Here is an 11,253-nt window from a genome sequence, read left to right as displayed (position 1 = left end):
TCCCCGGGCAGCTCGGCGCCGGCGTGCGGCGCCGGCCCGGAGAGTTCGTCGAGGGTGGCGCGCAGGCGTTCGGCCCGTGCGCGGGCAGGGTGATCGGCACCAGGTCCGGCCGGTTCTCCGCGCAGCAGTCGTTCCGCCGCGGCTCTGTCCAGCCACCTGTTGCGCTCGTCGGCCATCACATGTCCTTCTGCGTCCGCCAACGTGAATGCGTCACACCGGTTTGTTCCACGAGACCCCCGCCTCGGCCGCGCTGCGCCGGCACGGCGTCGAGATCGATCCCGCCCGCGCCGTGCCGTGGCTGGCCACCGGCATTATCGCCGACCGCGGATCCGTATCCGGAGTCCGCCTCCCAGCCCGGCTCGAACCCGCCGTCGGCCCCTATCATCTCGGCCAGTTTCTTCAGGCCCCGGTGCGCGGCGGTGCGTACCGCGCCGGGCCGCTTGCCCAGCGTTTCGGCGGCGGTCTTGGCGTCCAGGCCGACGACGACGCGCAGGACGACGGCTTCCGCCTGGTCCTGGGGGAGCTGTGCGATCAGGGCCATGGCCCGGCCGGTGGACAGGGCCTCCATCGCCTCTCCCGCGGTGTCGCAGTCGGCGGCCCGGCCCGTCAGCTCGGTCTCGTCGCCGCCGACGGCGGGGCGGCGGCCGCGCATGCGTATGTGGTCGAGGGCGCGGTTGCGCGCGATGCGGGCGGCCCAGCCGCGGAAGCGGTCGGCGTCGCCGGTGAAGGAGTCGAGGTCGCGGGCGATCTGCAGCCAGGCCTCCGAGGTGACGTCCTCCGCGTCGCCGTCTCCGACGAGCGTGCGGACGTACCCGAGCAGGCGTGGGTGCACGGCGCGGTACACATAACGGAACGCGTTCTCGTCGCCGTCTTGTGCCGCGAGCACCGCGGTGGTCAGCTCCGCGTCGTCCCCCAGCAAAGTCCCCAACCCGTTCACTGTCCTGTACGTGTGGCGCAAATCAGCACGTTACGGCTTTCAAGCACCTCTCGTCCACGCGTTGTACAACCAGCAACCAATCCTGCGCGGAGCGGGGTGTGACACAAAACGCACTCCGGGCGCTGACAGGGGTACGGGCTTGTCGCACGAGTCCGTGTCGGATGGCGGCCGGGGCCTCTCCTGTGGGGGGTGGCGGCCTCGGTCGCCCTCCCCTTCTCCGGACTCTTCGCCGGACTCATCCCCGGGCCCTGTCCCAGGCGCTGCCCCGGGCCCTGTCCCAGGCGCTGCCCCGGGCCCGCCCTCAAGTGCTTCTCCACGCGGCCTTGTCATCCTTTCGGCTCACTTCCGGGTGAAAACCCAGGATGCGTACGACACACCCCGCCCCGCGTCGATAGCGTGGCGATACACCCGCGCCGCGCCCCGAGGAGCCCCCCGCTGTCCAGCCACCTTCAGGCACAGGCCCGCGGAAGCTCCGCCCCTCCTCACGGATCGGGGCTGGCGCGGTTCAACGACCTGTCCCCCGAATCCGCCCGCTCCATCCTGCTGCACTGCTGCGGCAGCACCCGCTGGGCCCAGCGCGTCGCCGCACACCGCCCCTACCCCGATCACGACACTCTGCTCGCCGCCGCCGACGAGGCCTCGTACGACCTTTCCCAGGCCGACCTCTCGGAGGCGCTGGCCGGCGAGACCTCGGCGGAGCTGGAGCACGGGGCCTCGTACGCCGCCCTCCTCGCCCTCGACGCCGCCCAGGCGGAGTACGAGCGCAAGTTCGGCCACGCCTTCGTCATCTGCCTGGACGGACACACCCCCGAGGAGCAGGCCGATCAACTCCTGGCCGCGATCCGGCGTCGGATGGGTCACGAAGTGGACGAGGAGCGTTCGATCTCCGCGGACGAGCTGCGCCGCGTCGCGCAGGCCCGGCTCGCCGACCTGACACACTGGCTGACGTCGGCGGATGGGGTGTCTGCGGCTGAATTCGGGCTATTCGCCCCTGTGGGATAGTCCGTCCGAGCCTGTTTGATCACACCGATGGCCCCCGCGCGAAGGAACCGACAAAGCGTCGCTACGATGTCCGGGGCCGGAGGACCGTACCCGGCCGGGCCCGACCGACAAAGAAGCCGGCTGGCCCCCGCCCCGCTTCCGGAGGGTTTTCCGTGCCGGCTGGAACGTTGTACCGCGGCCGGGAAGGAATGTGGTCCTGGGTGGCTCATCGAGTCACCGGCGTCCTCATCTTCTTCTTCCTGTTCGTACACGTCCTCGACACCGCTCTCGTCCGCGTCTCCCCCGAGGCGTACGACGACGTGGTGGCTACCTACAAGACGCCGATCGTCGCGCTGCTGGAGTACGGCCTCGTCGCCGCAATCCTCTTCCACGCGCTCAACGGCCTGCGTGTCATCGCCGTGGACTTCTGGTCCAAGGGCCCGCGCTACCAGAAGCAGATGCTCTGGACCGTCGTGAGCATCTGGATCGTGCTGATGGCCGGGGCCGTATACCCCGTCCTGCACCACGCCTACCTTGAACTGTTCGGGAAGTGACACGCATGTCTTCTGACACTTCTTCCGCTCAGGCCATCGGTGACGTGGAGGGCGTTTCCCTCTACGACACCGACAACCCGGCGCCGTACATCGAGGCCCCGCGCAAGCGGACCGGCAAGACCCCGCGCACGACCCGCGGCAACTTCGAGATGGTCGCGTGGCTCTTCATGCGCCTCTCGGGCATCGTGCTGGTCGTCCTGGTCATCACCCACCTGCTGATCCAGCTGGTGTTGGACGGCGGCGTCTCCAAGATCGGCTTCGCCTTCGTGGCCGGCCGCTGGGCGTCCCCGTTCTGGCAGGTCTGGGACCTGCTGATGCTGTGGCTGGCCATGCTCCACGGCGCCAACGGCCTCCGCACCGTCGTCAACGACTACGCGGAGCGCCCGGGCACCCGGTTGTGGCTGAAGGGCCTGCTCTACACCGCCACGGTGTTCACCATCCTTCTGGGCACGCTGGTGATCTTCACCTTCGACCCGAACATCCGCTAGGCAACGGGGCTGAGGCGAAACCAATGAAGATCCACAAGTACGACACCGTCATCGTCGGCGCGGGCGGCGCGGGCATGCGCGCCGCCATCGAGTCGACGAAGCGCAGCCGCACCGCCGTGCTGACCAAGCTCTACCCCACCCGCTCCCACACGGGCGCCGCGCAGGGCGGCATGGCCGCCGCGCTCGCCAACGTGGAAGAGGACAACTGGGAGTGGCACACCTTCGACACGGTCAAGGGCGGTGACTACCTGGTCGACCAGGACGCCGCCGAGATCCTGGCGAAGGAGGCCATCGACGCGGTCCTCGACCTGGAGAAGATGGGCCTGCCGTTCAACCGCACCCCGGACGGCACCATCGACCAGCGCCGCTTCGGCGGCCACTCGCGCAACCACGGCGAGGCGCCGGTCCGCCGGTCCTGCTACGCCGCGGACCGCACCGGTCACATGATCCTCCAGACGCTCTACCAGAACTGCGTCAAGGAGGGCGTGGAGTTCTTCAACGAGTTCTACGTCCTGGACCAGCTTCTGGTCGAGGAGGACGGCGTCAAGAAGTCGGCCGGTGTGGTCGCGTACGAGCTCGCCACCGGCGAGATCCACGTGTTCCAGGCCAAGTCCGTCATCTACGCCTCCGGCGGCACGGGCAAGTTCTTCAAGGTGACCTCCAACGCGCACACCCTCACGGGTGACGGCCAGGCGGCCTGCTACCGCCGCGGCCTGCCGCTGGAGGACATGGAGTTCTTCCAGTTCCACCCGACGGGCATCTGGCGCATGGGCATCCTGCTGACGGAGGGCGCCCGCGGTGAGGGCGGCATCCTCCGCAACAAGGACGGCGAGCGCTTCATGGAGAAGTACGCGCCGGTCATGAAGGACCTCGCGTCCCGTGACGTCGTCTCGCGCTCCATCTACACCGAGATCCGTGAGGGCCGCGGCTGCGGTCCGGCCGGTGACCACGTGTACCTGGACCTGACGCACCTCCCGCCGGAGCAGCTCGACGCGAAGCTCCCGGACATCACCGAGTTCGCGCGCACGTACCTGGGCATCGAGCCGTACACGGACCCGATCCCGATCCAGCCCACCGCGCACTACGCCATGGGCGGCATCCCGACGAACGTCCAGGGTGAGGTCCTCAGCGACAACACCACGGTCGTCCCGGGCCTGTACGCGGCCGGCGAGGTCGCGTGCGTGTCGGTGCACGGCGCCAACCGCCTCGGCACCAACTCGCTGCTCGACATCAACGTCTTCGGCAAGCGGTCCGGCATCGCCGCGGCCGAGTACGCGCACGCCAACGACTACGTCGAGCTGCCGGAGAACCCGGCCCAGCAGGTGAGCGACCTCGTCGAGCAGCTGCGCGCCTCTACGGGCAACGAGCGGGTCGCGGACCTGCGCCTGGAGCTCCAGGAGACGATGGACGCCTGCGTGATGGTGTTCCGTACCGAGCAGACGATCAAGACCGCGGTCGAGAAGATCGCGGAGCTGCGCGAGCGGTACAAGAACGTCTCCATCCAGGACAAGGGCAAGCGCTTCAACACGGACCTGCTGGAGGCCATCGAGCTGGGCAACCTGCTCGACCTGGCCGAGGTCATGGCCGTGTCCGCGCTGGCGCGCAAGGAGTCCCGCGGCGGTCACTACCGCGAGGACTACCCGAACCGCGACGACGTCAACTTCATGCGCCACACCATGGCGTACCGCGAGGTCGGAGCCGACGGCTCGGACTCGGTCCGGCTCGACTACAAGCCGGTCGTCACGACCCGCTACCAGCCGATGGAGCGTAAGTACTGATGGCTACCCCCACCCTGTCCAAGACGGACGAGATGGAGGCGGCGGCCGCGGCCTCGCCGTTCATCACGGTCACCTTCCGGATCCGCCGCTTCAACCCCGAGATCTCGGACGAGTCGCAGTGGCAGGACTTCCAGATCGAGATCGACCCGAAGGAGCGCGTGCTCGACGGTCTCCACAAGATCAAGTGGGACCTCGACGGCACGCTGACCTTCCGCCGCTCGTGCGCGCACGGCATCTGCGGCTCCGACGCGATGCGGATCAACGGCAAGAACAGGCTCGCCTGCAAGACGCTGATCAAGGACATCAACCCGGAGAAGCCGATCACGGTCGAGGCCATCAAGGGCCTGACGGTGATGAAGGACCTCGTCGTCGACATGGAGCCCTTCTTCCAGGCGTACCGGGACGTCATGCCGTTCCTGGTCACCAAGGGCAACGAGCCGACGCGCGAACGCCTGCAGTCCGCCGAGGACCGCGAGCGCTTCGACGACACCACCAAGTGCATCCTGTGCGCCGCGTGCACGTCCTCGTGCCCGGTGTTCTGGAACGACGGCCAGTACTTCGGCCCGGCGGCGATCGTCAACGCGCACCGCTTCATCTTCGACTCGCGTGACGAGGCCGGCGAGCAGCGGCTGGAGATCCTGAACGACAAGGACGGCGTGTGGCGCTGCCGCACGACCTTCAACTGCACCGACGCGTGCCCGCGTGGCATCGAGGTCACGAAGGCGATCCAGGAAGTCAAGCGTGCGCTGATCACGCGCCGCTTCTGATTCCGTCGTCGCAGCTGTGCCTGAGGGCCCCGCCCCCGGATCCGTTCCGGGGGCGGGGCCCTCGGCGCATCAGCGCCCGCGGATCTGGCTGGTGATCGTCGGGTCGGTGATCTCCGTGTCCTTGGCGAGCAGCATCGCCTTGCTGAGGATCACCGCCAGGGTCCGGTCGCCCTCGTACGGCAGGTAGCCCGCGTCCGGGGAGTCGCCGGCCTTGGGCACGATGCACAGGTACTGGTCGTTCGGCTCCATCAGGATGTTGCCCGACCCCAGGTGGATCCTGTACGTCCGCAGCTCGCCCTCGACGTGCAGGAACCGGCCCTCCAGGGTGCAGCGGCCGGCGATCGCCAGCCTCGGCACCAGCCGCTCCAGGAGCGCCCGGCGGGTCTCGGCGCCCTGGCTCAGCTCGCCGAAGCCGTAGGAGGTCCAGTACTCGCGGAACCGGCCCTCGGGGCCGCCGTCGGACCAGGTGGGGTCGTTGCCCACGCTGGCGACCCCGACGAACAGGTCCACGTCGCGCAGCACCTCGCTGAGCACCAGCTCGGGTATCTCCGTGAGCGGCAGCGGCTCGACCGGGTCCCGGCCGTCGCGCAGGTACATGGTGTACCCGCCTCCGCCGCAGTGCGCCCAATTCTGCGGGGCGTCGATCGGGTAGAAGCGCACCTGGTCGGTGCTCAGCCGCAGATAGCTGCCGGATCCGGTGGTGTCGCCGTAGTAGTCCCCGCTGTCCTCCCCCTCGATCCAGTACTCGGCGCGCAGCCCCCACTGCGGAAGCTCGCGGACGGCGGGCGGGACGGAGTCGTCCACGGCGAGGCGCAGCTTGTTGCGCCAGCCGCGGGCGGCGGCAAGGGCGTGGAACTGGTGCTGGCGCAAGATGTGGCCGGCGAAGCGGTTGGAGTACCTGCCGGTGTTCCGCTCGGCGTCGGTGAGCGGGTACACCTCGCGGTGGGCCTGCTTGAACGGCTGGGTGATGCCGAGCCCTTCGAGCCGGTCGCGCACGGCGGCGACCTCGTCGGGCTCCCGGCCGATGGGGTGCCACAGCCCGACCTCGGCGTCGGCGGCGGGGCACAGGGGGTCGCCCGCGATGCCGCGGATGTCGGTGCCGTCGTACACCGCCGGGGTGCCGGCGACCGTCCAGACGAGGCGGCGGGCGAGGGTGGCGACCAGTGGGTGGTCCAGGTACCGCGCGCGCCAGACCCCGTAGGTCCAGGTGCGGCGGGCGAGGAACTGCCGGTCGAGGCGCTCCGCCTGGGCCGAGAGCATCTTGTCGAGGTCCTTGACGGCGGCCTTGAGCTCCTTCAGCTCCTCGGCGTGGTCCTGGCGGACGGCGGCGGGGACGCTCTTGACCGCCTTGCCCGCGGCATTGCGCCAGGACAGCACCGCCTTCGGCCCGCGCACCTCCAGCAGGGCGGTGGCCTCCCCGAGGGGGAACTCGGCGCGCCCGACCTCCGTGAGGCCGTACGCGGGCACGGCGAGCTCCTCGATCTCCTCCCGGCCCAGCCCGAGCGCACGGGCGCGCTCCTCCAGGGCCGCATCGATGATCTTGAGGGTGCCCTTGAACGTCACGCGGCTCGCCAGCCGGGCCAGCTCGGCGAGCGCCGCCTCGCCCTCGGTCCGGGACAGGGAGATGACTCCGGCGTTGGCGACCTTGGGGTTGCGCGGGCCCAGCCCCGGGACCTTGCGCAGGCAGGTCTCCACGAGCCTGCCGAGTGCGCGCGGTATGCCCGGGTGCGCGGGAAGCAGCGGAAGCAGCCAGGCCAGTCCGCGCAGGGCGTTGGCGTTGTAGGGGTCGAGCTGGTTCTCGTACCAGGTGTCCGTCAGCGGGAGGGTGCGCGGCCGGTCCACGAGGCCGAGCCAGCCGGTGACGGCCTCGCGCAGGGCGTCGGGTCCCGCTCCGGTGTCCGCGATGAGCGCGCGGGCGGTCTTCTCCCACCGGGCGCTGGGCCGCGCGGCGGTGGCGGTGGCGGCGTGGGCGAGCAGCGCGGTCCAGCGCCCGTCGGCCATGGCCTCCTCGGCCCACAGCTCGCCGACATTGAGGACGGGGTCGCTCAACTGGCCGACAGCGGCGTGCAGTTCGGAGATGGAATACGAGATCAGCGCACTGCGCCGCAGGGTGGCCACGGCGGCGGGCGGTACGGCGCGCCCGGCGGCCAGCTCGCCCTGTACGCGCGTGGACCAGCCGTCGCCGTAGGTGTGATAGGTCCGCCCCAACTGCTCGAAGGCGCGCCGGGTCGCTTCGTCGAGGTCGGCCGCCATGTCAGCCACCCACCAGTGCGACGAGCTTGAGGAAGGTGACCTCGGTGCCGAACGGGAGGTCCATCTCCTCGTCCAGCCCGGTGATCTGACGGTCCCCCACGAGAACGAGGAAGCCGTTGCGTTCGAAGGCCTTGAGCGCCAGGGCCGTCTGCACCTCGGGATCCACCCGGCCGCCCGGGGCGGCCGGGCGCACCAGGCGGTGCTTCCCGGCGACGGAACCCCGCGCCGCGGACTCCGCCACCTCCTGGAATATCCGCCGCCGGATCAACTCGCGCAGCACGAGCCGCTCTTCGGCGATTTCCATCTCCCAGCCGTCAGTGCGGCCCCCACCGGTCGTCTCATCGACGAACATCACGCTTCCCATGTGCCAGAGACTAGGAGCGGCCACTGACAATCGGGCAGTTCGGCCCCGAGGCCGGGCTACAGCACACGCACCCGCTGTGGAAGGATCCCCCATATGAGCGAGCAGCAGCCGAATCCGTACGCGAGCGACCCCAGCCAGGGCGGTCAGGGCGACTACCAGTGGGGCCCGGGCCAGCCCGCTTACGGCTACCCGCAGCCGGGCCAGCCCGGTTACGGCTATCCGCAGCCCCCGGCCTACCAGCCGACGATCGCCGGAGCGGGCCTCCCGGCCCCCGCGGCCCCGCCGGCCCAGTCGCACGGCGGCTCCGGCTTCTCCCTCGGTGACATCACCGTCGTGGGGGACCAGATCATGACCCCGTCGGGCTCGATGCCGCTCAGGGGCGCGATGTGGAACGCCACCGACCTCTCGCGCACGGAGGAGAAGATCCCGGCGCACGCGATCGTGCTCGCCATCATCTTCTTCCTGTTCTGCCTGCTCGGCCTGCTGTTCCTCCTGATGAAGGAGAAGAAGACCACGGGCTACATCCAGATCACGGTGAACAGCGGCGGCCGCCACCACTCCACGATGATCCCGGCCACGGACCCGAACACGTACACGTGGGTCATGAACCAGCTCAACTACGCCCGCTCGCTGAGCATGTGACCGGTGGCGTGCCGGACCGCGGTCCGGGACGATCGCCCAATGATCATTTCTCATGATGTGGCCGGGCCCCAGGACGGCCCGGCCGTCGTACTGCTGCACTCCTCCGTCTGCGACCGGCGGATGTGGGACCCCCAGTGGGCGCCCCTGGCCGCGGCCGGATACCGGGTGGTCCGGCCGGACCTGCGGACCTGTGGCGACTCCCCCGCCGCCGAGGCCCCGTACAGCGACCACGGGGACGTACTCGACCTGCTGGACCACCTCGGGATCCGCCGGGCCGTGCTCGTCGGGTCGTCCTCCTACGGCGGCCGGGTCGCGCTGACGGTGGCCGCGCTGGAGCCGACGCGGGTGGACGCGCTGGCGCTGCTGTGCCCCGGGCGCCCCGGGCACCGTCCGAGCCCCGGGCTGCGCGAGTTCGGGGCCGCCGAGGACGCCCTCCTCGACGCCGGGGACCTGGCGGGCGCCGCCGCGCTCAACGCCCGCCACTGGCTGGGCCCGGAGGCCGACGAGGAGACCCGGGCCTTCGTACGGGCCATGCAGCTGCGCAACTTCGAGGGCTCGGCGGCCGACGCCGGATCCCACGAGCTTCCGGAGCCGGAGCTCGACCTGGCCGCGGTCACGGCCCCGGCCCTGAGTGCCGGCGGCGCGCACGACGTCCCCGACTTCCGCCTGATCGCGGCCGGACTGCCGTCCCTCGTACCCGGCGCCACCCACGTGGAACTGCCGTGGGCGGGCCACCTCCCCTCGCTGGAGCGCCCGCGGGCGATCACGGAGCTGCTGCTGGAGTTCCTGCACACGATCCGGTGAAGGAATCGCCTGCGGGACGAGCGCGCACCACCGTCCTACGATGATGTCCTCGACCCAGCCCCACGGGAGGCCCGGAATGTCCACAGCGCCCGTCGAGCACCCTGAGCGCGGCAACGACGAAGAGCCGCTGACCCTCCTCGAAGAGGCGGACAAGCTCATGGAGCAGCTCCCCGGCTACCGCGTCGAGATCATCGGAGGCATCCTCACCGTGACACCAGCGCCGGACGCCCCGCACGCACGGACCTTGACGAGGGTCATGGCTCCTTTCATCGCCGCGGGACTGGACGACGGGGAAACCGACGTGCTCCAGGGCGTCGGCGTCTGGCTGCCCGACGGTCCCGAGGACTACGCGGTCCCGGACCTGGCCGTGGTCGACGCCGACATCGACGACCACTTGATCGAGTTCAACTGCTACGACCCGGTGGTGTTCCGCCTGGTCCTGGAGGTGACCTCGTCGAACTACAACAACGATCTGCGGTCCAAGGCCATCGCCTACGCCCAGGCCCGGATCCCCGTCTACGTCATCGTCAACCGGAAGCACCAGCGGGTGCACGTGCTGACCGACCCCGTCGAGGGCGAGTACGAAGGCCATCGCATCCACGCCGCAGGTGAACTGGCGACCCTGCCCGACACGCTGGGCGCGAAGGTCACCCTCGACGTGGACCAACTCCTGAAGGCCGGGCAGCCGCGCAAGAAGCAGCCGAAGGCCGCCGAGCAGGAGCCGGAAGCCTAGGTCCCGGCTCGCCGGCCACGACCCGAGCCCCTTGCTTGAACTTGTTCAAAAACAGGTCTACAGTCAGCCCTGCCAACGAGTTGAACACGTTCAAGGGGGCTGAGGGCAATGGACCTCACCGTGGTCGCGTACGTCATCTACCTGCTCATCAGCATCGGGCTCACCGTCTGGGTCGCCCGCACGCTCAGCCACAACGGCCGCATCTTCATCGCCGACGTCCTCCAGGGCAACGAGAAGCTCGCGGACGCCGTCAACCAGCTCCTCGTCGTCGGCTTCTACCTCGTGAACATCGGCTTCGTGACCCTGTACCTGCGCTCGAGCGACGAGATCGGCACCGCCCGCGGCCTCTTCGAGGCACTGTCGGTCAAGCTCGGCGTCGTCCTGCTGGTCCTCGGCTTCATGCACCTGGGCAACGTCTGGGTGCTGAGCAAGATGCGGCGCCGCGGGATCATGGAGCGCCAGCAGACCCCGCCGGTCGCCCCGCAGGGGTGGACCGCTCCGGCCGGGGCCTGACCGATGGCCCCGGGCGCGCCGGTCACCCGGCACCTGACGGTCCTGTACGACGCGAACTGCCCGCTCTGCGTCCACATCCGGCACTGGCTGCTCGCGCAGGCCTGGCTGGTGCCGCTCCGGCTGGTGCCCGCCGCGTCCTTCGAGGCGCAGCGGCGGTTCCCGCGGCTCGACCACGCGTCGACGCTGCGGGAGATCACCGTCATCGGGGACGCAGGGCAGGTGTGGACCGGGACCGACGCCTTCATCGTGTGCCTGTGGGCACTGGCCGAGCACCGGCCGAGGGCGAACTGGCTCGCCACCCCGGCCGGGCGGCCGTTCGCCAGGGCGGCCATGTTCACGGCGGCCAAGTGGCGGGAGGCCGTACGGGACGGGAGCGGCGTCGCAGGCGACGATGAACCGGCCTGTGACGAGCAGTGTCCGGCGCCCCGATAGGCTCGTG

General features: G+C 70.1%; 13 protein-coding genes. 10 read left to right on the top strand and 3 right to left on the bottom strand.

Translation table 11 applies throughout. The features are described from left to right. Positions 1-175 precede the first annotated feature (175 nt). On the bottom strand, positions 176-919 hold the full coding sequence (locus tag ACFWB8_RS30190; protein ID WP_385234066.1) for an RNA polymerase sigma factor: 744 nt from the start codon (positions 917-919) through the stop codon (positions 176-178). 414 nt (positions 920-1,333) lie between these two features. On the opposite strand from ACFWB8_RS30190, the gene ACFWB8_RS30185 reads away from it, so the two are divergent. From ACFWB8_RS30185 to ACFWB8_RS30165, 5 genes are all read left to right on the top strand, one after another. Next, complete coding sequence (locus ACFWB8_RS30185) at positions 1,334-1,939, top strand: 2-oxo-4-hydroxy-4-carboxy-5-ureidoimidazoline decarboxylase (protein WP_385234054.1); 606 nt, start codon at positions 1,334-1,336, stop codon at positions 1,937-1,939. A gap of 152 nt (positions 1,940-2,091) precedes the next feature. After that, complete coding sequence (gene sdhC, locus ACFWB8_RS30180; RefSeq protein ID WP_385234051.1) at positions 2,092-2,472, top strand: succinate dehydrogenase, cytochrome b556 subunit; 381 nt, start codon at positions 2,092-2,094, stop codon at positions 2,470-2,472. A 5-nt stretch (positions 2,473-2,477) separates the two neighbouring features. Beyond that, complete coding sequence (locus ACFWB8_RS30175) at positions 2,478-2,960, top strand: succinate dehydrogenase hydrophobic membrane anchor subunit (protein ID WP_385234048.1); 483 nt, start codon at positions 2,478-2,480, stop codon at positions 2,958-2,960. Between the two features lie 23 nt (positions 2,961-2,983). After that, a complete protein-coding gene (gene sdhA, locus ACFWB8_RS30170) occupies positions 2,984-4,738 on the top strand; it encodes a succinate dehydrogenase flavoprotein subunit (protein ID WP_385234045.1) in 1,755 nt (584 codons plus the stop codon). Beyond that, positions 4,738-5,505 (top strand): succinate dehydrogenase iron-sulfur subunit, encoded by a 768-nt coding sequence (locus ACFWB8_RS30165; protein WP_214946746.1) that lies wholly within the window; start codon positions 4,738-4,740, stop codon positions 5,503-5,505. Before sdhA ends, ACFWB8_RS30165 begins: the two co-directional genes overlap by 1 nt. A gap of 69 nt (positions 5,506-5,574) precedes the next feature. On the opposite strand, the gene ACFWB8_RS30160 is transcribed toward ACFWB8_RS30165, so the two are convergent. Next, the gene (locus ACFWB8_RS30160) at positions 5,575-7,758 is read right to left on the bottom strand and encodes a DUF4132 domain-containing protein (RefSeq protein WP_385234063.1); all 2,184 of its coding nucleotides are present in this window, start codon (positions 7,756-7,758) and stop codon (positions 5,575-5,577) included. A gap of 1 nt (position 7,759) precedes the next feature. Then, on the bottom strand, positions 7,760-8,122 hold the full coding sequence (locus ACFWB8_RS30155) for a hypothetical protein (RefSeq protein ID WP_385234042.1): 363 nt from the start codon (positions 8,120-8,122) through the stop codon (positions 7,760-7,762). A 93-nt stretch (positions 8,123-8,215) separates the two neighbouring features. Between ACFWB8_RS30155 and ACFWB8_RS30150 the strand changes: the two genes are divergently transcribed. The 5 genes from ACFWB8_RS30150 (at position 8,216) to ACFWB8_RS30130 (ending at position 11,246) form a co-directional block, all read left to right on the top strand. Beyond that, the gene (locus ACFWB8_RS30150; protein WP_385234039.1) at positions 8,216-8,764 is read left to right on the top strand and encodes a hypothetical protein; all 549 of its coding nucleotides are present in this window, start codon (positions 8,216-8,218) and stop codon (positions 8,762-8,764) included. Between the two features lie 39 nt (positions 8,765-8,803). Then, on the top strand, positions 8,804-9,568 hold the full coding sequence (locus tag ACFWB8_RS30145; RefSeq protein WP_385234036.1) for an alpha/beta fold hydrolase: 765 nt from the start codon (positions 8,804-8,806) through the stop codon (positions 9,566-9,568). A gap of 76 nt (positions 9,569-9,644) precedes the next feature. Further along, entirely contained in the window at positions 9,645-10,301 is a 657-nt protein-coding gene (locus ACFWB8_RS30140) for a Uma2 family endonuclease (RefSeq protein ID WP_385234033.1), read from the top strand. 108 nt (positions 10,302-10,409) lie between these two features. Further along, positions 10,410-10,814, top strand: coding sequence for a hypothetical protein (locus tag ACFWB8_RS30135; protein WP_385234030.1), 405 nt, complete (start codon positions 10,410-10,412; stop codon positions 10,812-10,814). A 3-nt stretch (positions 10,815-10,817) separates the two neighbouring features. Beyond that, positions 10,818-11,246: a thiol-disulfide oxidoreductase DCC family protein gene (locus ACFWB8_RS30130; protein ID WP_385234028.1), complete on the top strand. Its 429-nt coding sequence runs from the start codon at positions 10,818-10,820 to the stop codon at positions 11,244-11,246. The last annotated feature ends 7 nt before the right edge of the window (positions 11,247-11,253 follow it).

This window comes from Streptomyces sp. NPDC060031, assembly GCF_042736805.1.
GTDB lineage: Bacteria > Actinomycetota > Actinomycetes > Streptomycetales > Streptomycetaceae > Streptomyces.
This window is presented reverse-complemented; position numbering and strand designations above follow the sequence as displayed.